Origin of the sequence: Streptomyces sp. SID5464, from assembly GCF_009862985.1 — a bacterium.
Taxonomy (GTDB): Bacteria; Actinomycetota; Actinomycetes; order Streptomycetales; family Streptomycetaceae; genus Streptomyces; species Streptomyces chartreusis_D.
In genome coordinates this window covers 1-26,889 of sequence record NZ_WWIQ01000078.1, presented here as the reverse complement: position 1 = coordinate 26,889, position 26,889 = coordinate 1, and the positions used below count along the sequence as shown (strand labels likewise).

At 68.9% G+C, this 26,889-nt stretch carries 9 protein-coding genes and 2 pseudogenes; 10 read left to right on the top strand and 1 reads right to left on the bottom strand.

Going from position 1 to position 26,889, the window contains the following annotated elements; all coding sequences use genetic code 11:
- The first annotated feature begins 51 nt into the window (after positions 1-51).
- The 5 genes from GTY47_RS39275 to GTY47_RS39255 are packed head-to-tail and all read left to right on the top strand — an operon-like array spanning position 52 to position 13,807.
- Complete coding sequence (locus tag GTY47_RS39275) at positions 52-1,473, top strand: hypothetical protein (RefSeq protein ID WP_158688428.1); 1,422 nt, start codon at positions 52-54, stop codon at positions 1,471-1,473.
- Between the two features lie 43 nt (positions 1,474-1,516).
- Complete coding sequence (locus GTY47_RS39270; protein ID WP_050810271.1) at positions 1,517-4,873, top strand: DUF6603 domain-containing protein; 3,357 nt, start codon at positions 1,517-1,519, stop codon at positions 4,871-4,873.
- Between the two features lie 19 nt (positions 4,874-4,892).
- On the top strand, positions 4,893-7,589 hold the full coding sequence (locus tag GTY47_RS39265; RefSeq protein WP_010042611.1) for a hypothetical protein: 2,697 nt from the start codon (positions 4,893-4,895) through the stop codon (positions 7,587-7,589).
- Positions 7,586-12,175, top strand: coding sequence for a hypothetical protein (locus GTY47_RS39260; RefSeq protein WP_010042609.1), 4,590 nt, complete (start codon positions 7,586-7,588; stop codon positions 12,173-12,175). Before GTY47_RS39265 ends, GTY47_RS39260 begins: the two co-directional genes overlap by 4 nt.
- Positions 12,176-12,190: 15 nt before the next feature.
- On the top strand, positions 12,191-13,807 hold the full coding sequence (locus GTY47_RS39255) for a hypothetical protein (protein WP_010042608.1): 1,617 nt from the start codon (positions 12,191-12,193) through the stop codon (positions 13,805-13,807).
- A gap of 43 nt (positions 13,808-13,850) precedes the next feature.
- Here GTY47_RS39255 and GTY47_RS39250 read toward each other — a convergent pair.
- Positions 13,851-15,092 (bottom strand): annotated as a pseudogene (locus GTY47_RS39250) (IS3 family transposase).
- Between the two features lie 505 nt (positions 15,093-15,597).
- Here GTY47_RS39250 and GTY47_RS39245 point away from each other — a divergent pair.
- The 5 genes and pseudogenes from GTY47_RS39245 to GTY47_RS39225 all read left to right on the top strand — a co-directional run.
- Positions 15,598-16,164, top strand: a pseudogene (locus GTY47_RS39245) (helicase); the annotation flags it as partial.
- Positions 16,165-17,570: 1,406 nt separating this feature from the next.
- Complete coding sequence (locus GTY47_RS39240; protein ID WP_158688427.1) at positions 17,571-18,704, top strand: caspase family protein; 1,134 nt, start codon at positions 17,571-17,573, stop codon at positions 18,702-18,704.
- Positions 18,701-20,659, top strand: a complete 1,959-nt coding sequence (locus tag GTY47_RS39235) for a hypothetical protein (protein WP_010042598.1) — start codon at positions 18,701-18,703, stop codon at positions 20,657-20,659. The genes GTY47_RS39240 and GTY47_RS39235 overlap by 4 nt, the downstream gene beginning before the upstream one ends.
- Before the next feature lie 6 nt (positions 20,660-20,665).
- Positions 20,666-23,536 (top strand): WD40 repeat domain-containing protein, encoded by a 2,871-nt coding sequence (locus GTY47_RS39230; RefSeq protein ID WP_010042596.1) that lies wholly within the window; start codon positions 20,666-20,668, stop codon positions 23,534-23,536.
- The gene (locus tag GTY47_RS39225; protein ID WP_010042594.1) at positions 23,533-26,844 is read left to right on the top strand and encodes a WD40 repeat domain-containing protein; all 3,312 of its coding nucleotides are present in this window, start codon (positions 23,533-23,535) and stop codon (positions 26,842-26,844) included. The genes GTY47_RS39230 and GTY47_RS39225 overlap by 4 nt, the downstream gene beginning before the upstream one ends.
- Positions 26,845-26,889 lie beyond the last annotated feature (45 nt).

Below are 26,889 nucleotides of genomic sequence, written 5' to 3'. Positions count from 1 at the left end.
TCCCATGTGACTTACTCTAAGTGGGCAGGCGATCACGTTTGAGGGAGTGCCATGGCCAGTGACGAGGAGGCACTGCTCGTTAAGCGCGCCAGGGAGAATGAAATTATCGACTTGGACACCAGGGTGCTCGCGGTCGGACTGGGCGGCAAGGTAGAAAATGGTAGGCCCACCGGAGAGCTGGCCATCTGGGTGATTGTGTATGGGGATCCGCAGCCCGGCTTGAGACCTATCAGAAGTGTCATCCGCTCGGAGTACGACGGGGTCAAGACTCACATCGTCGAGGTGACGAAGCGTCAGACTGAGCCTCAGAGCAAGCTGGTGACAAGCGGTAGTCGGATCCGAGCATATCCCTCCGTCATCATCCCAGGCATTGATAAGTACATCGGCACGCTGGGCATTGCCGCACGAACCGAGGGGGTGCCACCCGACAAACGGCCGAACGTATTTCTCTCGTGTCATCACGTAATGGGAGAAACGAAGGGCGACCGAGTTGTGCAGCTCAGCTGCTCGAATTGCTGCGAGCCTGACGTTGCCAAAGTCCTCCGGGGTGACCCGAAGGTCGACGCTGCGATTGCGACGATCAATGACGATTGGGAAGTGCAGGAAGGGAAGATTGATAATGTGGTACTGGCTGGCACCGTCCACCTTAACCCGGGTCCGCAATGGTCCACACTACCCCCTGACGTGCAGATGGCGTTGAAGCATGTCAACTATGAGGTTTACAAATATGGGGCCGAGACAGGCTGGACAAAAGGCCTAGTTGGCTGCGTCGAAGTGTATGGCAGGCAAGGACAATACTTCGGTACGACGGTGGCGCCGCATATCCTCATCTCGTCGACAGGCAAGGACGCGGAGGCGTTCTCTGCGGGCGGCGACTCAGGATCCATGGTCATCGACGGGAAGCGGCGGGTGGTAGCTCTGCTGACGGGCGGTGCAACCACTTTGGACGAGATTGGGCTCACCTGGGCGGTCCCGATCAAGTACGTGGAGGAGCGGCTCAAGATCCGGATCGCCGCCACCCCGCCGCCGAGCATTTGGGGGGCGACCGTCACTTCTCCGCTGGGCCAGACACACCGCGCCCTTGCAGGCACAGCCTCCGGGCGGGGTCTACTGGATCTGTACGGGCGGCATGAGTCCGAAGTCCGCAAGCTGCTGCGGGAAAGTCGCCGGTTCGTCGTGGCTTGGCACCATGGCCAGGGCCCCGAGTTGGTCCGGGCTTTGGCCGCAGTAGCGGAACGCCAGGCCGAGGTTCTGCCGACAGAGGTGGCGGGTCGCTCCTGGGCGGACCACGTCAGCGCAGTCGTCCAGGCGTTGCGGGCGCTTGGCAGCCCGGCGCTGGTACGGGACGTCGACCGGATGGCGCCGTTTCTAGTCAGTCTTGGCGGCCGCACGTATGGGCAGTTGATGGATTTGATTGAGGGCCTAGATGTGGATTCGACTGCAGGTATCCGTCCCGGCGGAGCACCAGGGTGAGTAGTCACGCCGTCCGCCTGAGCCTTCTCCGTCGGATGCGGTCATGAGCGCGGGCACGCTGGCGTTGCTGTGCCGCGGCCTGGCAGGGGCACTGGCACCGCTTCGTATGGCCTTGGATCCGGAACAAGTCGATGGCCTCTTCGCCGACCTTGGCCTGGGACTGCCGCCGCAGGTGCGCGACGACCCAGTTTGGCGTACGTCAGTTAGCAAGGCTCGCGACACGGCAGGGGAATTGCCCGGCCTGGTGGAGCAGCTGACGGCGGCGATTGTCACCGACGACAACGCGGCCATCGTCGCCCACACCGCTGCTCTGGCCGGGCGAATCACCATGCTCCGCGACCGGCTGACTGCGGTTGGCGACAGGCTGGCCACCCTTGCACCAGCGTTCCCAAGCATGCCTGCCAGTGAAGTGGCTGCCTTCGCCGCGGAGTTGCCCAGGCGCATGCTGGAGTTGATGGTGGTCAACCATCTCGAGCGGACCACGCGGGGCCTGCTGAACGGGCTGGCTCTTTCCGGATTGATCGAGAGACGCCGCGAACAGGGCGTTCCCAATGATCCGGCACGGCCGACCCACGTCGTGCGGCGGCTACGGCTCGACCGGCTGGGGCCACTGCTCCGTTCACCCGGCAAGTACCTGAGCACGATCTATGGGTGGAGCGACCCTGCCTTCGACGGCCATGCGCTGCTGGCGCAGCTTGGCGAGGCGGGGCGCTTGGCTTCTTTGCCTGTTGTGCTCGTGGACGGGCCATCGGGTCCCTTGCTCGACTTGCTCGGCGGAACGGTCACGGCGGACGCGAGTACGAGTCCACCCGGGCTGCGCGGTGGTTTGCGGATCGCGCTCCCAGCCGCGCAGACTTTCGATCTTCCCCTCAAGCAGTCCGGCTGGCGGGTGCGGCTGGCTTCAGGCCCGGAGCTGCCCGCGGGGCTGAGTGTTCAACTGGTCCCGCCGGGACGTGTAGTGGTGACGCCGCCGCCTGGAGCGCCGCATGTAGCTGGCGCAGTCAGCGCTGAGGCGACGATCACCGCGGTGCCACCGCAGACCCATGTGGTGCTGCTCGGACAGGCAGGAAAGTCTCGGCTGGAGGTCGCGTCCGTCACAGCGGCGGCACGCGCGGAACTGGTTTGGGACGCTGCGAGCGGCTCGGCCCAGGCTGAGCCGGTGCTGGAGTTGGCTGTTCACGGCGGGCGTTTCGTGCTCAACCTCGAGGGCGCGGGCGCACTGCTGAGCGCGTTGATCCCGAAGGATCTGGTCCAAGCCGATCTGGACCTTGCTATCCGATGGTCACAAGGCCGCATCTATCTGCGCGGGGGCGCTGGTCTCCGGGCTGCCTTCCCAGTGCATCTCTCACTCGGGCCCGTCGATCTGCAGACCGTCACGGTCGCCCTTGACCCATCGGGTGAGAGCGGTCTGCCGGTGGAGCTGTCCGTCAATCTCCGTACGATGCTTGGTCCGCTGGCGCTGCTCATCGAAGGCGTCGGTATTACGGCCAACCTCGCGTTTCCTCCTGGTGGGGGGAATGTCGGCCCGTTGGATGTGTCGTTCGGGTTCCGCGCGCCGGGTGGTATCGGGCTCAGCCTGGACGCTGGACCCGTGACCGGAGCGGGGTACCTGGCGTTCGACCCGCCGGCCAACCGCTACGCGGGAGCCCTGCGACTCCGGCTGGCCCTTTTCGACGCGGCTGCCTACGCCGTCTATAAGCAGGTCACCGGCCGCACGTCCGTCGTCGCGGTGCTCGGCGCCCGCTTCACTCCGGGGATCCAGCTGGGCTTCGGGTTTGCCCTGACCGGATTGGGCGGCCTGATCGGTCTCAACCGACGGGCCCAAATCGACCTGCTACGAGAGCGGCTCGCCAGCGGCGCGGCAGGCAACGTGTTGTTCTGTGAGGACCCGGTGCGTAACGCGCCCGCGCTGCTTGGCGACCTCGAGGCGTTCTTTCCATCGGCCGACGGGGGTTTTCTGGTCGGCCCGACTGTGCAGATCAGCTGGCTGTCGCCGATCGTGCGGATCGATCTCGGCCTGATCATCGAGCTGCCTGGGCCGTCCAGGGTGATGATCCTTGGGTCAATCCGAGCGTTGATCGGCATCAGTGAGAGGGCGGCGCTGCTCTACCTGCGGATGGACGTGCTCGGCGTCGTTGACCTCGCCGGTCGGCGTATCTCTCTGGACGCCGTGCTGGTTGGCTCGCATGCCCTTGGTGTCTTCCGGCTGGCTGGCGGCATGGCATTCCGGCTTGACTACGGCAGTAACCCGTATGTGCTGTTCAGCGTTGGCGGTTTCCATCCACGTTTTGACCCCGGTCCGCTGGACCTGCCGCGACTGGACCGGGTTGGTGCTTCGTTGGACGTCAACGTCGTCGCCCACGCGTACCTACGCCTGGAGATGTATCTCGCGTTCACCGCGAACACTCTCCAGGCGGGAGCGCGGGTTGAGGCAGGCGTGGAGCTTGGGCCGCTCAGCGCGCACGGCCACTTCGTGTTCGACGCGCTGCTGCAGTTCCGGCCGTTCCACTTTGAGGCCACCTTCAGCGCGGGCTTCTCTGTGGAGGCTCTCGGCCTGTCGTTCGCCAGCGTCGCTATCACAGGACGCATCAGCGGTCCGGGACCACTGGTGGTCTATGCCAAGGGTCGAGTCAAGCGGCTGGGTGTCTCGGTGTCCGGCAGCGCCACGTTCGAGCTGGGTAGCCATGACGCGGAGCGTGTCCAGCCGATCTCCAGCCCGGTCCAGCACCTGGCAGACGAACTGAAGCGGGCCAGCAACCTGCGGGTCGGCGGAGAGGACCCCTCGGTCCTACTGCGGCCGGACCGGGCAGTGGTCCCAGGTGTGCTGGTTACGCCGAAGGGCAGCCTTGTCTGGGAGCAGAAGCGGGCGCCGCTGAATACGCTGATCCGCCGGCTCGGCGGAGTTCCGCTCGATGGCGCTCACCAGCTGCGGATCGAAGTTCCCGCCGAATGGCAAGTGAGCGAAGAGCGTGACTGGTTCAACCCGGGTGCCTTCACCGACCTCGACCTCCGCGATTCCCAGACGCTGAACAACGCCGCCTTCGCTGAGTTGCCGTCCGGGGTGCGGCTTGGTGGAGCGGCCGACGCTGTGGCTCCGACGGCCGTTTCATATACCGAACGGATTGACCTTGTGAAGCGGCCCACTCGCCTCCGGCTGACCGACCTACTGGCGAAGGCCTACCTCACAAAAGCGCTGCACGCGGCCCTGAACGATCGGACGATGACGCCGACCATCGATCCCGGTTCGGCGAAGGTGACGGTTGCTCCCGAGACCGCGGACGTCTACGCGCCTGACGGGACGCTGAAGCAGGCCCATGAGACCCCGTTCCAGGCCTTCCAGCTCGTCCAGTCCGGTGCCGGTAGCGCGTTCCCCAGCGCAGATGTGGCGGTGGCGCTGTGACCCGTGGGAAGTGGTGCGCGTGCAGTTTCTGAGTTGGCAGCGCTCGTCGGTCTACGGCCTCGTGTCGTCCGGCGACCTGGTCGACGGCCGCCTGAAGGGCGAGCTGCCGCTGACACTGCGCGACGACATCAGCGGCGAAACCGCCACCAGCAGCGTCGGCTTCCACCTGATGGGCCCGCACGACGTAGGCGGGCTGGCGCAGCGCGCCGTGCTTCGTACAGTGCCTGGCGACTTGGCCCGCGATGTCGAGGCCACCAAATTGGTTCACGTTGACTTCGCCGATCCCGACATGCCGTGGCGCTATACTCCCCGCCGGGCGTCTGGTGACCAGCTGCCGCCCTGGCTGGCCGTGCTGGTTGGTACCGCCGACGAGGTACGTGTCGACGGGCCGTTGCTACGGGTCGGCAGCCGGGAGGTGTTCGACGCCTACCCACCGGTCCAAGCTCATCGTTGGGCCCACGTGCACGACGACGGGGTGCGCCGCTTGTCGCGGCTCATTTCCCCTCGGGAGCTGAAGCCCGACACCGCGTACGTGGCTGCGCTGGTGCCCGCCTACAACGAGAAAGGCGAGTTCGCCTGGGATGCGGAGCAGGGCCGGGTGCCCGCGGCGCTGCCGGCGTTCCGTTCCTGGCGGTTCTGGACCGGGCCGGCAGGGGATTTCGAGACCCTGGCGTTCGCCATCGTGCCCGCACAGGTGCCGGGTCTGGGACGCGCCCCGCTGGCGTACCGCCGAGGACCTGTGGTGGTCGAACTGGAAGTGCGCGGCGCCATTACCAGCCTCGGTGGGACGCCTGATGGGCCGGACGAGGCCTCCGCTCAAGCCGACCTGACCGCCTATCAGCTGGCTGTTGCCGGCCTCGCAGCCACAGACCCGCTCGGCCGTAAGGTCGTCGGGCCTCCCCGTTACGGCCGCACCTGGGCTGCCGATCCGGAAGCCACCACCTGGGGAGCGGCGCTCAATGGCGACCCGCGCTTGCGCGGTACTGCCGGGCTTGGCACCTGGATGGGCATCGAGGCCCAGCAGGAGCTGCTCGACGCAGCGCTCGAGCAGCTCGGCGGAGTACGCCTGGCTGCGCATCTGATCGAAGGGTTGGCCTGCGGGCTGATGGCCGCCCAGTCGCTGTGGCGCCGCAAGCTCCCCGCGGAGCCCGCCCGGCAGGTGCACCTGCTCGCGCCCCTGATGCGGCGGATGCGCGCGACGACCAGCAGTACTGCCCTGTCTGCTGTCACGGGCCCAGACAGTCCGCTCGATGCGGCGCTGTTCTCCTCGGCGGCGCGGCGCGCCCTGCGTCGCAGCACGGCCTGGGTTCGGCACAGCGCCGCAGGCGTCGTCGGCCGCGACGATCTCGTCGCGGCGGCGAACCGCTGCCCGCGGCCCGCCCGGCGGGTGGTGGAAGGGCTACCGCACGCAGACGGCCTCAGCGAGGCCCTCGGCCTGATGCCAGCCGAGGACCCGACCATGCTCGACCTTCGACCGCTGGGGCCACGGACTGAGCAGGCCATTGCCAACCTGACCGGCCGATTCATCGACGACGGCTTCTTCCGTGACGTGTGGGAGCTCACCGAGGCGATCGCAGCCGAGTACGAACCGTGCGAGCTGCACATCATTCTCCTACGCGACCACCAGGGCGAAGTCGCCACTCGGGAGCTGCTCGTCGCCGCGGCCCGCAGATGCGTCCTGGCCACTGGCTGGGAGCCACACTTTTCCCCGCCCCCGGTCGAGGATCAGGAGGTCAGTATCGGCCGACTCCGGGAGACGCTCGCTGGGCTTCTCGGCGCGCCGCCGCCCGACCGCTGCCGGCCCGCCGACCTTGACCACTTCGCGGCCGTGGTGACAGCGGCCGTCGACCCGCACGGGCCGAACACGCCGGCCTGGCGGCGCATCCAGTCACGCATCGGCGGCCTCACCATCGGTGACCTACGCCCACCGGAAGTGCCGGTAGGACTGGACTTTCCCACCTGGACGCTTCTGCGCGACCGGGCGAGAGAATGGATTCTGCCAGGGGTTGAGCGGATGCCCTGCGATTCCGTGGTGGCGCTGCGCACCAACCCGGCGTTCATCGACGCCTACCTCGCTGGCCTCAATGAGCAGCTGCTGGCTGAACTGCACTGGCGCAATGTACCGGCCGACCGGACGGGTACGCCGCTGCTGATGTTCTGGGGGCACGTCGATTTCGAAGCTGGCCAGAGGGTGGCGGAGATCCGGCCCATCGCCGACTGGGACGGTAAGTCGATCATCGGCGGCCTGCAGCACCAGGTGCTGCACCCGGGCGACACCACGGGCAAGGAAGACCTCGTCATCGCCTTCCGCTCGGACCTGTTCTGGCGATACCCGGCGACGCAGGTGTACTTGGTGAAGGCGCAACCAGGCGGCACTGCTGCCGACGACGCTGTCCTCACAGCCACGCCGGACTTCAAAATGTCCGCGGCTGACCGTGACAAGCGGGTCTATATCGGCCCGACGTTCCAGGGAGCGCTCGGCCGCGACATCGTATTCTTCGCCTTCGACATCGCACCCGCCGAGCTGAGCAAGTACTGGCTGGTGCTCGATGAGCCGCCGTCGGAGCTGCGATTCCGGGCCCGCGATGGCCAGACCGGCCAGCTCCTGGGCGCCTCGGCCGCACACAGTGCGGCGTACGCGCTCGCCACCATCGACCGCAGAACCCGAGTGGCCATCTCGGGTCCGCACCTCGAGCAACTGGGATTGCGGCCATGACCATTGTGGAGCGCCGTCGTGCGCTGCTGGACGAAGCCCTCGCCACGGGTGGTGGGGCACAACTGGAGTCGCTGACGTCCGAATCCGCCCGTCTGGCGGCTGCCACACCACGGGACCTCACCGACCGGGCCTGCCAGCTGGCGCTGCTGGCGCGGTTGGCGACGCTGCCTCCGCCCGGCGGGCCTCAACTGATGGACATGATGGCCACCGACCCTGCGCTGCTGGCGCTTGGACGGGCCCCGGCGCTGACGGGCTCGGCTGCCCAGGCCGTGGCGGGGGTCGCCGCACAGCGCCGCGCGGAAGGTGAACGCGTCGGTCTGGCGGAGGTGCCCGCACTGCGGGCGGCCGCCGGCGGCGATCTGCCCTTTGAGGAACTGGCCGGCGTGGCGCATGCTCGGTGGCTGGCGACCGCCGGCGAGGAGCGGCCGTACTTGGAACGCGACGTCGCAGTCCTCCTGCCGGCCCGCTTGGAAACCCTGGTGCCCCCCGACGGCGATGATCGGCAGCTGTGGTTGCGCATCATTCCTGACGAGGCCTCGATCCTGCGCCATGACCCCACGCCCAAGCCGGTGGAGGCGAGCAGGGTGGCCGCCATGTGGCAGACGATCCACGCCGGCCTCACCAACGCTCAGCGGCTCTGGCCATTCCCCTACTGGCTCGACACCCCAGTCGGCCAGCGAGCCTGGGAGACGTTGTGCACGCAGGTCGGCCCCGGCCGGGCGGCGTGGCTGGCCAGAGCCTGCTACCCGAAGTGGCTCGGCGACACGGTCACCGTCAACACCGCTCAGGTCGCTGACGTACCTCCCGAGCCCAACCGGGTCGGCGGCTTTCCCGAGCGACTGGAGGTGTGGCTGGCCTTCGGCGAAGAGCAACCCATTCTTGCCGCCACGACGCAGGTGGATCGCGCGGCGCTCCGCTTCGACGTGATCGGTACGCGCCGTGCCGGTCCGGACGCCGATCCGGTACATGAGAGCGATCGGTGGTGGGTCTCCTGGCAGGCGGCCAAGGACGTTGGCCTGGGCGTCGAGGTTCCGCTGCCGCCCGACCGGTCTCTGGACGATCTTCGGACCTTGTATGTGATCGGTATCGGCGACGAGGCGCCCGAAGTACACTTCCGGGCCCGGGTCGAGGCCGGCGAGATGGCTACCCTCCCCCTGGGGGCGCCCACGAACGCCGTCGACGGGGCGCAGGCAGCCAGCCTGGGCCAGGACCCGGCGCTCTGGCGGCGCGTCGCCCAAGACCGCCTGCACCAAACTGGCCACGCGCCAGATGAGAGCATCCTGACCTGCTCGCTGGCAGGGTACGGCGCGAAGCTGCCCGCCATGCCGCTCGCGCCAGTGGTCGAGGGGTTCGATGCCACCCTGGTGCGCGCGCTGTGGCCAGCCTTGTGGGGACACCAGCTACGCGATTTGTGGGGCTGCGTCGACGACGCAGACGGCATCGCCGCCTGGGCAGCCCGCAATCTGCGCCCGGAGGGGCCGCTGCCGCCCCTACGGATCGACCAACAGCCCTACGGGCTCCTGCCCGTCGCCGCCATGGGGCGAGGCGGGCAACTCCGCTGGCAGGTGTCGGCCGACGAAGATCCCCTCGCGAGCTGGGAGCCGCGGCTCTGCCAGGCGCTCCTAGCGATGCGGGCCCACTGGGCGGCCACAGCACGGGGCGCCGGCACCGCAGTCGGTGCGAATACCGCTCGGCTGCTGGACTTGATCAGCCGGGATGGAGTGTCGGCCGGATACGCCTACCGCCCGTTCCTCGCCGTCGAGCTGTGGGCTGCGCTGTACGGCAGTATGGCCCCTTTCGATCAACAGCGCTTCGACGATTGGGTGCACAGCACCTTCTCACCCGTGAAAGAGCTGCTCGGGCGCGACCCCACCGAGCCACCAGGTGTCCGCCAGATGGTCACCGGCGGTAGCCCCGAACCGCTCGCCATCCCGCTGGTGGTGCCGACCATCTGGCCCCACTGGTTCTATGAACACGACGATGGCCACATCGAGTACGACGAGAACGGCAAACCCGTTCCAGTGATGACCGTCGAGGCCGGCATCGCCCGGCTGCTGGCGACGTTGCTCGAGTACGGACACCGGCATGATCAGGTCTACGAGATGTGGCGGGGGGTGCTGCCCGACAGCCTATTGGTGCGCCTCGCATTGCACGCCAGCGTGCTCAGTGCGGCAGCCGCCGCCCAAAGCGCAGCAGGAGCTCCGGCGCCGCTTCGCGAGCCGCTGATCAGCGACACCAGCCAGCCCACTGTGCTCACCAAGCTCAGCAATGAATACGATCCGCAGGCCTCACACGATCATCCGGCCGGCAAGGTGCGCACCACCGTACGTGACGGCCTGGAGCGACTGGCCAAGATCGCCGGCTGGCCTCCTGAAAGACAGGTCCTCGCGCAGCTGGAGCGAGCCTTCCGCGCCACCCTGGACACTGCCACCCACCGGATCGACCCATGGCTGACCGGCATGGCCGCCCGCCGACTGGAGCACCTGCGCGACCGCCCCGAGTCACGGTTCCGCCTCGGTGTGTACGGCTGGGTCGACGGCCCGCTCCTGGGAACGCCGGGCCCCACCGAAGGGGGCCTGCTGCATGCACCCTCGCATGCACAGGCGCTCACCGCCGCGATCCTGCGGGACAAGAGCATCACCGAGCACGCCGAGGAACCCAGCCGCCCCGATCTGTGGTCGATGCAGCTCGACTCGCGGCAGATCCGGACCGCTGAGGAACTGGCAGAGGAGGTGCGCCTGGGCAGCCACGTGCACGAGGCGCTCGGCCGGCGCGTGGAGCACATCATCGGCGTCCGGACGCCACAAGGTCCAGTAGTGGAGGCAACCAGCCGCATCGATGTCCTGCGGCAGAAATACCCCATGCGGACCGGCCGAGCCGAGCTGGGCCGCGTGTGCCACGGCCCGGACGCACTGGCTGGCCTACTGGGCCCGAATCCACCCCTCGGCACGACCCCCGAACAGCGCACCGAACTAGAACAGCTGCAGGCAGTGCTCGACACCTACGGGGACCTGCTCGTCGCTGAAGCGGTGCACCAGGTCGTCAGCGGTCAAGCAGACCGGGCCGGTGCAGCGATGGACGCGGCCGCCGGACTGACCAAGCCCCCCACCATGGCGTTCACCGAGACGCCGCTGGACGGCGAAGGGCTCAGCACCGCTGCGGTCGCGGTGATCCCGTACAAGCCAGCGCCGAATGATTCGGACCCTGCCATCCCCGCAGCCCGTCTGGCCGACGCATCGGTCGCCGACGCACTGCCTGCCCTGGTCGGCCAGGCCACCACTTGGACCTGGCAGGCTCCCCATGGCAACCAGATCACTTTGAACCAGCTGGGGCTGGAGCCGGCCGACACTCTGTCCCTGTCCTCAGAACAGCTCGACGACCTGGCCCGGGCGGCTCTGGGTGCCGAGCCGGAGGTGAAACTGTCCGGCAGCGGCCGGTCCCGGCACGAACTTGCCCGAGACGTGGTCCAGGCACTAGGCGGGACGCCACTGTTCCTGCGCGATATCGCCCCGTCCGTCATGTCCTCGGCGCAAGCCGAGGAAGTCCGTACCGCTGATGCCGGCGTTCTGGCCGACCTCCGCACCCGGTACACGACGCTGCGCGACAGCGCCCAGCGGTTGATTGATGAACTCGCCGCCGCGCGGGCTGGGGGCGACGCTTCGGCACTTCACCAGGCGCTGTTCCGGGCACTGCGCTGGGGAGTCACCCCCCTGGCAGACGACAACGATCCCCGTGCCCTGTACCGACTCCTCACCCAGGACCCAGGCATCGTCGCGGACTTGACACCGGTGGCCGTCATCCTGGCCCAGCGAGCCGAGGAGGCAATGCGTGCCAGGCTCAACGCCGCCCCGGCGCCCAACACCGAAGAGCCACTCGGACAGGCGATCGCCGAACTGGCAGCCCCCAGTGGGCAGCTCGCCGTACTCAGTGGCATCGATGCGGGGGACTTCGCCCAGGCAGCGGGTCTGCACACCGAAGCCCCGGACCCGAGCTTGGATACCGAATGGCTCACCGTCGCTGCAGCCGTGCGACCCAGGCTGGCCGCCGTAGAGGCATTGCAATTGACGGCCACCTACGCCGGGGGCGACTTCCCAGGCTTCACCGGCTGGACCAGCTCTCCCGGAGACCCCTGGCAGACTACTGCGCTCGAGGATCTGCGGCGCCGACGCCAAGAGGCAGGCAGCCAACGGGACGCCATGCCACGGTTCGTCGCCGCATATACAGTCGGCTCACCTGCGTGGGCCAAAGGACAGCGCATCGCGGCCAGTCTCCTCGATGCATGGAGCGAGACCGCCCCCAACTCAGACCAGGTCACCACCGCCACATTCGGCTTCAATGGGCCCGCCGCCAGGGCCCAGCAAGCGATCCTCCTGGCTGTCCCCTCCGACCTCGACGCCGGCTACGGAGCACGGCTCGACACACCAGAACTCATCGAGGTACTGGCCGAGACACGTGAGCTGGCACATGCCCGGGCGGCCGACCCAGACGCGATCGGCAGCTACCTCGCGGCAGTACCAATGACAGCATTTGGCGCCACCGGCCGGTCTCAAGTGCGGCTGGAGACCGGCAGTCACTTTCCGCTGTAGATCGAGAGGAAACTGATGGCGCAGCGCTACGACCTGTACCGCCGGCTGGAGCCAGATCCCCGGGCGCGTACGTTCGCAGCCGGGTTCGCCGCCACCCTGCACGACCCCCTGTGGTTCCTCGCCCGGCAGTGGCAACTCGGCGAGCACCAAGGTGAGAATGCGACCACCCCGGTCTTGGTGAACCTGACCGCGGCTCACACCCCCATCCGCCCGGAACCAGCCAGCCCTGACCGCGACCCCGCCTCCGTTCCGGCTGAGTCAATCATCGAAGGCGAACCCGATGAGTGGTGGACGACCGGTCGCCGCATCCGCGTCGGCGCTGTCGTCGCCGCACAGCAGGATCTCGATCCAGCCACCGTTGATCCGAAATACCTGCTGGCCTCCCCACCTCCGCCGTACTCCGCCAACACCGACCGCCAACTGCCCCCGCCATACGAGAGGCTGGCCGGGGGATTCGACGGGTACGCGCTGTGGCGCGACCGGGCTGAGCTCGGCATGGGCGACACAGCCTTCACTGGGCTTGGCATCCCTACCCCGAGCACCAACTACTGGCAGAGCGACGAACTCGTATACGAGACAGGCTTCCCCCTCGGCAATTCATCAAGCGACCGAATCCTGCAGCTGCCCCGGCACCGCGGGGGCCGAGTCGACTGGTTCTCCGCCGACGCCGAAGGAACACAGACATCCGCCGTCGTGCCGCCCGAGCCCGAAGAACCATCAATCACCTGCTACCCCACCTCGCTGCAATACCCCGGCGCGCCACGGGCCCGCTGGTGGGAGATCGAGGATGCGGCCGTCGACATCGGCGGCTACCCACCCGATACCAGCCACTTCGCCACCACACTGCTGATCGACCTCATTGCCTCACACAGCGACGACTGGTTCATGTTCCCCGTCCCGGCCCGGGTCGGCCACGTCGTGACACTGCTGCGGCCCACCGTGATCGACAGCTTCGGGCAGCCCCACGACCTGGCGCCCCCCAAGAGTTGGTCCCTGTTCCGCACGACCGGACTGGACGATCACTCGCTCGTCATGTGGCTCCGCGCACTCACCCCGATCGAGGGACCCGCAATCGAGGACGTACTCCTCGGCCTCGACGAGTACAGCAACATCCTCTGGGCCATCGAGCGGAAGGTCAGTGGACACACTCTCGCCCCACCCGAGCGCACTCGCGAGCAGGAGGCCCTAAACCCGACACTGGCGCTGCCCGACCGCGGCGGTGCCCCCGGCGGGCGCCAACGGTTCGCATACGTGCCAGGCCGTGATCTCGCCCCGTACTGGCACCCCTACCAGGTCGAGGACCTACCCGGACCCGACGGGGTGCCCAGACGCCGGTTCGTGCAACGCCGCCTGGCCGACCTCGCCCGGACGCAGCCAGAGCTGATGCCCGCCCCGACCACGGAGCTCCTCCGAGCCCAGGTCGCCGGCACGGAAACCATCCACCAGATTGCGCCCTCAACAGTCCCATCGATCGGCATGGTGTTTGAACGCCGATACGTCCTAGCCCGTGACGTGACAGGTCAACCACTGCTGTGGCGGGAGCATCGACGAGCCCCATCACTCCACCCACCCGGAACGACTATGCGCTTCGACGTACTAGCCGAGGACACGCACACACAACCGATCCGCTGAGCCCAGCCAGCATGCGTGAACCGCTCCGGGATCGGTGGAGGCTCTATGCGTTGACTCCAGCCGCCGGTTGGGGCTGGTGTTGAGCGTAGTAGTTGGTCTCGTGCTCGTGGGGCGGGATGTTGCCGATCGCGGTGTGAAGGCGCTGGTTGTTGAACCAGTCGGTCCATTCCGCGGTGGCCAGTTCAACGTCCGCCAGGCCGGCCAGGGCTTGCTGGCCTTGATCAACTCCGTCTTGTAGAGGCCGATCTGGGATTCCATGAGCGCGTTGTCCAGGGCGTCGCCGACGGTGCCGATCGAGGCGTCGATGCCGGCGTCGAGAAGGTGCGCGGTGAACGCGAAAGATGTGTACTGACTGCCGCGTCGGAATGGTGAATCAGTCCCGGCCCAGCGGGAGTTCCAGCCCGATTGCGCCGCCATAGGGCCATGTCTAGGGCGTCGAGGACGAGCTTGGCCCGTTTGCTGGTGGCGGCGGACCAGCCCACGATCGCCCGCGAGAACACGTCCACGACGAACGCCACGTAGACGACCCCGGACCAGGTGGCGACATAGGTGAAGTCAGCCACCCACCGCTCGTTCGGACTGGGCGCGGTGAAGTCGCGCCTGAGCAGGTCCGCGGCCCGCTCCTGGCCGTCGTCGCGGATGGTGGTGCGGATCTTCTTCCCGCGTCGGGCGCCCTCCAGGCCGAGGTCGCGCATCAGCCGGGCGACGGTGCAGCGTGCCGCCGGTATGCCTTCGCGGTGCAGTTGCCGCCACACCTTCCGGACCCCGTAGACGCTGAAGTTGTCCGTGTGGACGCGGCTGATGTGCGTCTTGAGTTCCGCGTCGCGGACCGCCCGGGTGCTGGGGGTGCGGTTCTTCGCCGCGTAGTAGGTGCTCGTTGCGATCTTGAGTCCGTGGCTGGTCAGGACACGGCAGATCGGCTCGACTCCGAACACCTGGCGGTGTGCGTCGATGAACGCTACGAGCGTTTCGACGGCCGGTCGAGCTCGGCCGCGAAGAAAGCCGACGCCGCCTTCAGGATCTCGTTGGCCCGTCGCAGCTCGGCGTTCCAGGCCCGCAGCCGCTTGATCTCCGCAGCGTCCTCGGACGTGACGCCGGGCCGCTGGACGGCGTCGACTTCGGCCTTGCGGACCCAGGTCCGCACCGTCTCAGCCGCACCGATCCCCAGCTTGGCTGCGACTGCCTTCATCGCGGCCCACTCGGTTGGGTAGTTGGGACGGATCTCCGCGACCATGCGCACCGCGCGCTCACGAAGCTCGGCAGGGTAGGGGGACGGACGCGCCATGACTCGATCCTCTCAGGGAATCGAGCCTCCATCAGACCCGGAGCGGTTCATACGCACTGCGGGATGTCCGTGAACGTAGTGCAGGTGAACGAGCAGGATCGCCCGGGAGTTCACTGACTGGCCGCTTGGGCCTCGCTGACGTCATGCCCCACAGACTAGGAGCGGGCACTGACAACCCACCGGGAAACAGTATGAACAAGACCGCGAAAAAAGACCTCAGTTGGACTGAGCACCACCGCAGTTCGCCTGATCATGGACCGAGCCGCATCGTCGGTGCAGCGCAGACACCAGCCACCTGAGCCACGCAGCGAAAAACAAGTCCTACGACGATCACCACATTCCGAAACGATCAACAAACCTGCACTTCAGAGCCCTGCCAGCCTCCAGACCTCCCAGGGAAACCCCAGCCCAGATCCACACGACATGACGGCAAGAAATCCTGAACGATCACTAGATCCACAGGTCAGAGCATCACCAGTCCAGTGATCCACAGCGGATTTGTCACACGACCAACCCCGTGCAGCTGGCCCTGTGGCACGGGCAGGGCCCGGTGACCATCTACGCGACGTACGCCAGTCTCGGTGTCCTCGCGGAGGCCTTCGAGGGCGCCTACGGGCAGCAACTGGCCCCGATGGACCTGGTGTGTGTCGACGAGGCCCACAGGACAAGCGGGTCTATGGGCAAAGCCTGGGCGGCCGTGCACGACCAGGAGGTCATCCCTGCCGCCCGCCGGCTGTACCTGACGGCCACACCGCGGATCTGGGAGGAACGGCCCAACCGGGAAGTCGCCGAGGGAGTGCGCGACCCGCTGCCGCGGGAGATGGCGGCTTCCATGGACCACGAGGAGATCTTCGGGCCCGTCCTGTACAAGCTCAGCTTGGCGTCTGCCGTCTCGCGCGGGTTGCTGGCGCGGTACCAGATCATCGTGCTGGAGCTCCAGGACCCGGTCGTCACCCCGGAGCGGCTGAAGGGCGAGGACGGGCGCAGCGAGGAGGTGCGCGGGCAGCGCCTGGGGGCGCTCCAGGCCGCTCTGTTGCACACGATGGCGCAGCACGGGCTCAGCACGTGCATCGCCGCACTGCTCCACCCCGTTCAACCCGGCGCGCTGCACACACGGCTACAACGCCTTCTGCATGACGTCGGCTTCGCCGGAATCGCGTCATCATTACGACTATCGCGAAAACTCATCACATGGCGAGGCTGCATCTGTACGGTGTCCTTCTCCGGGTCGCAAGTGCTCGGATGGGGGTCGAGGGGGACACGGATGCCGTTGGTTTTTGTCCATGGGGTGGCCAATCGCATCGACGGCCCACATGTGGAGGAAACAAGGGTCCGGAAGGCTCTGTTCGAGCAGTATGTGACGGCGGGATGGTCGCGCGCGGACGGTGGACCGGCCGAAATTCTCCAGCCGTATTGGGGCGGTGATGGCGCCTCCCTGGCCTGGGGCGGAGCGAGCGTCCCAAACAGCGCACGGGTCGCCGAACGCTTCGGGGAAGGTGTAGGCGACGGCCCGCTGTCGGACCTCGTCGCCCAGGTCGTACCCGACGACGCCCGGATTCGCGAACGGCTCGTCACCACAGCGCGGACGTCGATGGGTGACGCACTGGATCTGCTGTGGACCGCCGCGCTCCTCGCGTCACCGGATAGTGCGAAGGAGTTGGCGGCCGCCTCGGCGTTGACACCGTCCGTGGTCGAGGCGGCCCCGACCTGGCTGGCAGAGGTCGACGACGACGAGGAGTTCACCGTCCGGCTGTGCCAGGCCCTGGAGGACATCGAGCGCGGACAGGAAGCGGGCCCCGGCCGGGAGAGCTTCGGTGCGGGGCGGGTCCGCGCCGCGCTGCAGGAGGGCGTCGTACGGATCCGGGAGACGCTGGCGGACCGTACGACGTCGCCGGTCGCCGACCGGCTGCGAGCCGAACTCGCTCCGCGCATTACCGAGTTCCTCGGCGACGTCCTGACCTACTACCGTCGGCGGCCGGCCACCGGAGCGGGCGCCGGCATCGGCGGGAAGATCGCGGATGTCCTGCGGGAGGCGAACGCCCAGCGCGGTCCGCGTGATCCCTTCGTGCTGGTCGCCCACAGCATGGGCGGCAACATCGTCTACGACCTGCTTTCCGGACCGCTGGCCGCCGAGGACTTCACCGTCGATCTCCTGGTGACCGCCGGGTCGCAGGTCGCCTTCTTCGAAGAATTGAGCCTGTTCTCGCCGCACCCGCCGGACATCCCCGGCACGGCGGGCCTCAAGCTGCCGAGGCCGCCCGCAGTGCGCCGGTGGCTGAACGTCTACGACATGAACGACCTGCTGTCGTTCCGGGCCGAACCCGTCTTCGAGGGTGTGGAGGACCACAGTTTCCGGTCCGGTCGGCTGCGCGCCCACAGTGCCTATTTCCTCGCGCCGAGTTTCTACGCCCGCCTCGGCGAGCGGCTGGGGCCGTTGCGGTCCGGGCCGCATGCCCTCGCCGCCGAGGACGGGTGGCGGTGACCTATCTCGTTGACACCGCCGTCCAGGACGGACCTCAGGTACACGCGCTGGTCATCGGGGTGGGCGGCTACCGGCACCTGCGCGGCGGCTCCGATCCTGTCCGGCACGACACCATCGTCACCCGCCAACTCACCTCCCCTCCCCTGTCCGCGCTGGCCTTCGCCCGCTGGGTCAGGGATGAACTGCGCCACCCCGTGGCGGGACTCGGCAGTGTCGACGTGCTCCTGTCCCCGGGCGAGGCACCGGAGCCCGATGGGCGGTTACGTGAGGTCGAGGTGCCCTCGGCGGATGCGGTGCAGCGAGCCGTAGACCGGTGGGTGAGCCGCTGCGACAGCCACCCGTCCAACGTCGCCCTCTTCTACTTCAGCGGCCACGGCCTGGACAACGGCAGCCCGTTGCTGCTGCTGGAGGACTTCGCGCGCAGCAGGAACCGGATCCTAGACGCCGCCGTCAACCTGGAAAGCTTCGTCCAGGGGATGCGAGCCTGTGGCGCGGGATACCAGTACTACTTCCTCGACTCCTGCCGGGAACGCACTGCCCGGCTGTCCAGCCTCCGGGACACGCACACACTGCCGCTGCTGGACATCCGGGAGGGTCCCGAGCATCGCAGGGATCTCGCAGTGCTGCCGGCGACACTGTCCGGCGGCACCGCGCACGCGGACCAGCACCGAGTGAGCGACTACACCCGTGCTCTCCTCGACGCGTTGGCGGGACGCGCCGCCTCCACGCGCGACGGCCGGTGGCGCGTGACCAGCCTGGACCTCTACGAGGCCGTGTACACACTGACCCGTACCGCCCCGCCGGTTCAGGTGCCGGGGATGAGCGTGCACGGGGACTTGGTCCTGCATGTCCTCGACGGCCCTCCGGATGTGCCTCTAGGCGTACGGTGCGACCCCGACGCCGCCGCCCGTCTGGCCGATGTCTCCCTGTCGGGCCTCGGGGGCGCCGAGGACAAGCGGCCGGTCCTCGAACTGCACGACACGGTGTGGAGGACCGTCGCGCCGGCCGGTGTGTACGCGGTGGGCATGGACTTTCCCGACGGCCACTACACCGCCCCGTCCCCGGCAGGGGTTCATGCCTTCCTGCCGCCGGACCTGGAGTTCACCGTCGCCGTGGAGCGTGTCCGATGACCCTGACGCGTGTGATGGTCGCTCTCTCACCGGGTATCCCCGTGGCTGCGGAGATCCTGGACACGGAATCGGGGAACGTGCGCAGTGCGGTTGTGGTGTCCGGCCGGCCGTTCGAGACCGAACTCCCGCCGGGCACCTACGTCGTACGGCTGGCGCCTCCGGGTCTCGAGCGCGTGAGCGCCACGGTGGTGGTGCCTCCCGAAGGCCCAGCGGCACTGACGGTGGACTTCGTCCTCGACGATCCTCACCCCTCACCGGGCAGCGGCCAGGCCGTGCCGACCGACCGGCCCGTGAATCCCTCCCCTCTGAAGCGGCTCCTGCTGCCCGGGACCAGGCGCAAGGCGGCACTCCCGCCCGACGAGGCGCTGCACACAGCCCGGGAGCTGCGGGGCACCGGTCTGTTCGTCTGTGACACGGACGGCACCCTGCTGAGACCGATCGAGGTAGCGGACGAGTACGTGGTCAGCCGTCCGGCATCCGGCGAAGGCCGCTCGACGTACCTCTGCGTGACACAGGGCCAGGACCACCTGGCACGGTTCGTGTCTCTGCCAGCGAACTGCGTCGGGCGGATCCGTAGCCCGGCACAGCCCGACGGCGGTGAGGGAGACGTGACGGTGCGGCCGGCGGACCCCGACGCCCGCGCCCTGCTCGACTACCGCGCCCAGGGCCGCCTGGGCGCCGCCGCTGCCATCACCGATCACGTTGTACGCAGCATCGGCGCCCGGATCGAAGCCGGCCGGGGCGACCCGGCCGCGGGCTGCGCCGTCGCCTACCACCTGATGGACCATCCGGATCGTGACCGCGCACGCCAGTGGGTGCGGCTGATGGCCGACGCCTTCCCCTCCTCCGACGACGTGTCGCTGTTGGCGGACTGGTTCCTTCTGGAGAAGGACGGGCCCGTGCCCCGAGATGCCAGAGAGCGGTTGATCACGGCTGCGGAGGCCGGAGAAGACCTTCCCGTCTATCTCGCGGGGTTGCGGCTGCTGCGGACCGCGCTGGAGCGACTGAGCCGTTCGGACCGTGCGAGCGGCCAGTGGGATCCCCGGCTCACCTCGGCGACACACACCGTGAACACGTATCTCCTCGCCGCCGATCCCGCGAACCCGTTCGTCTCCTACACCGGCACAGGTCTCCACACACCGCTGGTGGCGGAGGACGCGCCGGCCGTCCGTTCCGCTACGAGTGTCGCGTCGGACGACGCGGATTCCGCAGGGGTGTTGGCCAAGGCGCTGGACCTGCTCGGCACGGTCACCGCGGGGCTTACACGGACGATCTCTCTCCCGCTGCTCACTCTGACCTGGAGCGACCGGCCCGACGGCGGCGGACAGATGCTGTCGGTCGACAGCCACGGCCGGGCGAAGGCGTTGGCCGGCATGGGGGTGGTCCTCGTGGGGGCGGAGGGTTGGCGGATGGAAGTGGCCAGGTTGTCCGATGCGGGGACGGCTACGTTCAGTCTTACCGGCTCCGCCACCGCGAAACTGGTCACCCCGGAGCCGGCGGAGCCGGAGGACGCCGTCGTGCTTCCGCCCCCGGTGTTGCAGCACGCGGCGGCCTCTGGTCCCGAACAGGACCACCGCGTCGTGACCCCACAGCTCGAATTCCTGCTGGAGCCGGTACGTGGCGCGGACCGCTGGCGGTTGACGGCGCGCTCTCGCGTGCCCGAATCCTCGGCCGGTTGGGTGCTGGTGGGGCAGCGCTCGGCAGCCGACCGGCCGTACAAGACGTTCGCCCTGCCGCTGGCGGGCGAGGACGCCGAACTCGGCGCGGAGCCGACCGTCCTGCTGGGAAAGGCGTCCGCGCCGCTCGACTGGTACATGGTGCCCGAGCCGGTCGACGAGCTGCCGGCGGCGGGACGTAAGGCGATCCTGCGGCGCTCACTCGCGCGGGCAGCGGACTCGTGGACGCGCGAAGCCATCCAAAAGGTGCTGACCGCGCCGACAGCGGAGGAAGGATGACCGCCCATGGGCTCCTCGCGTCTACGACGCCTCCTGTGGACCCTGCTTCGATCCGGGCGCGCATGGCTTCCCGTTCTCCCGCGGAAGTGGCGTCGCGGCGCGCGCATCACGCTCGCCGTCGGTGAGTCCTCCGCCCTGCTGACCCTGGTCATGCGATACGAGCGCGGGCCCCGTAAGGCCGAGGGCCCGGCAGTACTGGAGCGCCTCGATCCGCAGCCTCCCACCGACGCCGCCTTCGACGAGGCAGTGGCCACGGCGCTGCGATGGGCCGAGGGCCAGGCGGGCTTTCCCACCCGGGGCCGGATCACCTGGACAGTGCGAACGGTCGACGGATCGCAGGTGACGACGCCGATCGGCGGAGCCTCGGCCGGAGGGGCCTTCGCGGTCGCACTGGCGTTCCTGTTCGGCCTGACCCCGCTGGCCCGCAGGCGCCCCTGGGATCGGCGCGCGGTGCTCAGCGCCGAGGTCGACGCTTTCGGACTACTCGGCCCGGTTACCCATATCGATCAGAAAGCCGCGCTCGTGGCCGACATCGACCATGGCAGGCTGCTCGTGGCGGGCGCAGCCCATGAACGGGCGCTGGCCGCGCAGTCGAGCGGGCGACCCGAAGCGGTGGCCGTCACCAGCGTGGCCGACGCGGTACGAGCCGGTCTGCTGCGGCGGTCCCTCGCGCTACCGGTGGCCTTCGTCGCACTCGTGGCGGCGACGGCGACGGGGGTGTGGGCCGCCGCGAACGCTGCCGATCGCGCCGATGCCCGCACCCAGGCACAGGTGGAGAGCCTGAGCGCACATGCCCGGGCCTACCACGGCGCGGCCCCGGACCGCTCCGCGAGTGCAGCCCTACAGGCCCATCTCCTGGACCCCACCTCCCCCGTGGCCACCGCCGCGATGCTGTCGGCGGCCTACGGCGACCTGCGGCTGTCCGGTGTCATCGACGCCGGACACCAGGTGGGGGCCATGCGGTACAGCCCCGACGGCCGTCTGCTGGCGGTGGCGACGGGCGGCAAGGTCACGGTGTACGAGTCCGACGGACAAAGAGTGCGGGCCCGCACCGGCGCACGAGCGGGCACGGTGACCGAGGTGCTTTTCAGCGCCGACGGCCGTGGGCTCATCCTGGGCACCGACCGCGGCGAGGTTCTGTACGGGGTGCTCGGTGAGGGCGACGACATCGGTCTGCGGGTGCTGCGTGACGCCGACGGACCGGTCCTGGCCCTGACCGCGGGCGAGGGCGGGCGGGTGGCATGGGCCACGCGCGCCGGAGTGGAGGCCGTCGCCCGGCCCGGCTCGCCGTCCCCGGTACAGGTACGGCCGACCGACCCCTTGGTCACCTCCCTGGCGTTCCTGCCCGACGGACGTCTCGCGGTGGGACGGCTGACGGACGGCAACGACCCCGCCCTTCAGGTCTACCCGGCCGACCGGGCGAACGCCTCGCCCAAGACACTCCTGACCGCCACCAAGGCGATGAGGCTGCTACGGAAGAACGTCTCCACCATGGCCGTCACCGACGGCGGACGCTCACTGGTGGTCGGCGGGTCCCGGATCGATCTGCAGGTCTATGACACCCGAACCCTGCGGCTGAAGAAGACCGTGAGTCTCGACGGATACGTCTACGCCCTCTCGGCGAGCGCCGACGGACGCACGGTCCTGGCCGCGACACGCGAATGGCCCGCGTACCGCCCCCCCATCGACACCACATCCGCCAGCCCGACGGTCACCGCGCTGGACATGTCCGACGGCGGCCGTGCCCTGGGAGTCGCCTACAGCGAGGCCACCGAGTCGCTCACCGCGGTCCTGGCCGTCCACCCCATCACCGGCGCACCGGTTGTGGCCTCGGCCCCGCTCTCCGGCCGCAGCCGGGTGTTCCTGTACGCCCCGCCACTGCGCACGGACGCACAGGAACAGGTCGGAGCCGTCGTCGGCGATCCGCACTCCCCCGGCAGCGTCCTCGTGCTCCGCGCTGACGGCCGGCTGATCCGGTATCGGGCCCGTGACGGGCGTACGACGGTGCTGCGCAAGGCCGGTTCGCAGGCCACAATGGCCCTGGCGGTGGACGGGAGGGGGCGGACCCTCGCCGTGGGCGACGCCTCCGGCCGTATCACCCTCTACGACTACCCCGCGATGAGACCGAAGGGACGACCGCTGCACCATGCGGACAGCCCGGTGTTCCGCCTGGCTTTCTCCCCCGACGACCAGATCCTGGCCGTCGGCGACTCGGCGGGTGAGGTGCAGCTGTGGAACATGGCGCACCGGACGGTGAAGGTCGCCCCCGAGCCGGAGCGGGACGCGGGCGCGGTGGGCACGTTCGCCTGGCGGCCGGACGGCACCAGGCTGCTAGTGGGGCACCGGCTCGGCTGGGCCGAGGTCCTGGACCCCCGAACCGCACGCCCCACCGTCACCCGGAACTTCGCGGCCGTCGGCACCGACGACGGGCTGGGAGACCTCGCTGCCGCCGTTCCCTACCGGGACGGCTACCTCGCCGGCTTCGGCGACGGACGCATCGCCCGGTACGGCCCGAAGATCGGACTGCGCGAGCAGCTTCCCCAACGGCATAACCAGACCGTCCTGGGCACCGCCCTGGCCCCGGACGAGTCCGCGCTGCTGACCGTGAGCGTCGACTACACCGCGCTGTTGCAGCAACTGCCCGATGGCGCCGAGCTGTTCCGGGCCACCAGCCCGGAGGATCCGGACGACGACCCCTACTACGGCGGGGCTTGGTCGGCGGGCGGCTTCACCTCGGACGGCAAGTGGGTGGTCCTGGGCAGCACCACCGGTCGCCTGACCGCTCTCGCACTCGACGGTGCCGAGCTGGTCCGGCGCCTGTGCGCACTCACCGACGCCCGCACACGGGCTGATGAGGTTTCGGAGGCGTGCCGATGAGCCGACGCCCGGACGACTTCCTGGAGTGGGCCGCTCTCCTGGCGGCCTGTGCCATGGGCCGGATCGTGACCGCCCCCAAGCTGTCGGCGGCCGCGATCGCGGACAGGCTGTGCCGGGACGGCCTGTGGCTGCGCGGTTGCGCGGCCGCCGCCCAGTCCGGCGACCGGCTCCTGGACGGTTCTCCGCTCACCGGCCCGCCTGAGGACGGTCCGGTCTCAGCGGCCCTGCGGCTGCTGCGCGACAAGGGATCGACGCGTGACCACCCCATGGCACGGGCGATCTGGCACGCCGCACGGGCAGCCGCACTGGAGCGGGAAGCCATACCCTCCGACCGCGCCCTGGCCGACGCCGGGGCCGAGACAGGGGCGACGGCCGTGTGGTGTGACGCGGCCCGCCAGCCCTACCCTAGCGCCGCCGCCCCCGCCCTCCTCGCCGATGTCAAACGGGCCACCTTCCGCGCGGATCATCCTGAGCTGCCATGGAAGCTGGCCGAGGAGTTGGTGGAACGCTGTCTGCGCGGGCCGCGCCGCCGCCATGAGTCCGTCGCGGCCAAGGTGCTCGCCGACGGCGTCACCCCCGAGGGGGTGGCCGTCCTTACCGTGGACCTGGTCCAGGACGCGGCCGAGGAGGTCCTGCCGGACACGGACACCATGCTGTTCACCACCGGCCTGGAGACCCTGGAGACCTCTCTGGCCGCGGCGTTCTCCTGGGCCCGGGCCCAGGAACACTTCCCCCGCGGCCACGGCATGCGCTGGCGGCTCGGCGGCCCGCACAGTGTCGCGGCCAACATCCCCGCCGGAACCGAGGTCGGTGCGGCCGCCGCGGTGGCCTTGGCCCGCGCCCTCCACCGTCGCCGCGGCGGTCTGTTCACCCGTGCGGGCGAACACCCCCGCGACGCGGACCCGCGCGTCGTCGTGCACGCTGGCATCCAACCCCCCGCTCGCCTGCACGCCGTGCCCGCCCAGCCGGACGCCGTCCACGACGCGCTTGCCGCCGGTCACGTACTGCTGTTCGCGCCGGGTGAGCAGGACACCCGCCCGGTGACCGCCATTCCGCGCGACCGTGTACGCGAAGCCCGGGACGTGCCACAGGCGTTGCGCCGCTCTCGCCGGTTGCCCCGGCGGTTCGTCGCCACTGCCTGCGCCTTCACCGTCATCGCCACGATGTTCGGCCTCTGGTACGGCGACGAGAGCAGGAAGCGCGCCGACCGCGATCGCATCGCCACGAAGGCCGAGGAACTCGCCGACCGGGCACTGCAACGGGAGACCCGTACGCCGGACCAGGCCCTCGTGGACGCGCTGACCGCTCGTGCCCTCGCCCCCAACTCGCCGGGGAGTCGTGACGCCCTACTGTCCGCGGTCAACCGTGAGACCTCCATCAGCAAGGTCATCCGTACCAAGGCCACCGGACTGCACAGCCTGGCCCTCAGCCACGACGGCCGCTACGCCGCCGGGATCGACGCGCAGCGGCGACTGCGGGTGTGGGACGCCCGCAGCGCCTCACCGGTGACCGTGCCTGTGGAACTCCGGAAGGTGAACACGATCGGATTCCCGCAGACCGACGGCGCCCTCGCGGTGGCCACCGAACGGGGAGTCGCACGATGGGATCCGGCCGGAGAGGGCGCTCCGCAGTGGTCCACCAGGACCCCGGCGAGCGCGGTCGCCTACAGTGCCGACGGATCCCGCCTGGCCATCGGCGGCCGCGACGGCACGGTGGAGGTCCAGGAAACCGGCTCCACGGCGGCCGGCCGCCGTACCCTTCTCGCCGATGACGGCCGCCCGACAACACTTGCGTTCACGCCCTCGGGCTCCACGTTGGCCATCGGTACGGCGACCGCGGTACGCATGTGGGACTGGCGGACCACAGCCCGCCCGAAGCACGCTGCCACGAACCTCCCCGCCCCCGCACGGAACCTCCTGTACGCGGCAGCCTGCAAGTGCTTCTACGCACTGTCCGGCGGCCGGCTCCTGACCCTGGCGCCGGACACGGCCAAGGTCGAACACATGCCCGTCAATGTGCCGTACCTGGCCATGCTCGGCTACAGCTCTGCCCGTTCCTCCCTCTATCTCGCGGCCGCCAACACGATCGCCGCCTACTCCGCCGATCCGCAGGACCTGGGCTCGGACTCCGGTGAAGACACCATCGATGAACGCGCCTCCGCCTCGGACTACTTCGCGTCCTCCAACAGCGGACGTTCCCAGCTAGCGGTGAGCGGCGACGGAGAGCACCTGGTGACGCCCTCCAGCAGCGGCGCCCTGGTGTTCTACAGCCTTGCCGCTCCGGACAGGCGGTACCTCTACGTCTTGGGCGCGCAACTCGTCGAAAGCATCCCCGACAGCTCGTCACTGCTCTATGTCACCGGTGCCTACGGCCACGCCCGCATGGGGGTGTACGACCCCACGAGGCGCAAGGGCAGAAAGCAACTCGTGGACATGGGCCCCGTCTCGGGTAAGCAGCCCTCCGCCTTCAGCCCGCGGCTGCGCATGGCCGCGGTCGCGAGCACCGACGGCCTGGTGCGGCTCCGCCACGTCAAAGCCGCCACATTCTCTTTCGGCTCAGCCATCGAGCTGACCGGACCGGCCGGGCAGAGAGCATCGGTCACTCTGTTCGACGATCCGCACCGGGAGTTCTACGCGGCCTGGGCCCATGAGATCCGCGTCTACTCACTGGCACAGTCCACGTCGCAGCCGCAACGTAGGTACTCGATTACCCTGCCCGACACGGAGCGGGTCGTCGCTGTCAGCGCGGCCCCGGGGCGCAAGCGGCTGTTCGTCGCCACCGACCAGCACCTGTACGCGCTGCCCTACCGCGAGGGCCGGTACGCGTGGGCGCACCGCGTGCTGTTGAGCTCAGGTGTGTTTATGCAGGCGAAGGCACTCAAGGACGGTGGCGTGGTAGCCAGCACCCTTACCGGAGCGCTGGCGGTCTACCGGCCTCACGGCGACTCCTGGACCGAACTCCCGCTCGCCGGAAAGGGAGACAGCATCGGCCTCATACAGCCCTACGGACGCGAGATCGTCGTCACCGTGCCCTCCCACATCGCCGTCTACGACGGCCGAACCGGCGCGCAGGTCGTCGACATGGAGGTGCGACGCTTGCTGCCCACCGCGCTGAACTTCGACGGTTCCGCCGTCCGTATCTTCGAGGACACGTCGTCCGTCACCACCTTCCCGCTAAACGAAGCGGCCGTCCTAAGCCGGGCCTGTGCACTGCTGGGCGAGAGCGCCCCGACTACTGCCGCGGAGGTATGGCCGGACGCACCCGAGTCCGTACGCGGGAGGGCCCTGTGCGGTGCCGATGCTCCCTAACTGGCCGTTCTCTATCCGGTCGTGTGCTCGGTCTGGTTCGAACGG

What these genes read in the sequence shown, in the direction of transcription:
- GTY47_RS39275 (WP_158688428.1), top strand. Translation starts at nt 52, where the DNA reads ATGGCCAGTGACGAGGAGGCACTGCTCGTTAAGCGCGCCAGGGAGAAT.
- GTY47_RS39270 (WP_050810271.1), top strand. Translation starts at nt 1,517, where the DNA reads ATGAGCGCGGGCACGCTGGCGTTGCTGTGCCGCGGCCTGGCAGGGGCA.
- GTY47_RS39260 (WP_010042609.1), top strand. Translation starts at nt 7,586, where the DNA reads ATGACCATTGTGGAGCGCCGTCGTGCGCTGCTGGACGAAGCCCTCGCC.
- GTY47_RS39255 (WP_010042608.1), top strand. Translation starts at nt 12,191, where the DNA reads ATGGCGCAGCGCTACGACCTGTACCGCCGGCTGGAGCCAGATCCCCGG.
- GTY47_RS39235 (WP_010042598.1), top strand. Translation starts at nt 18,701, where the DNA reads ATGACCCTGACGCGTGTGATGGTCGCTCTCTCACCGGGTATCCCCGTG.
- GTY47_RS39230 (WP_010042596.1), top strand. Translation starts at nt 20,666, where the DNA reads ATGGGCTCCTCGCGTCTACGACGCCTCCTGTGGACCCTGCTTCGATCC.
- GTY47_RS39225 (WP_010042594.1), top strand. Translation starts at nt 23,533, where the DNA reads ATGAGCCGACGCCCGGACGACTTCCTGGAGTGGGCCGCTCTCCTGGCG.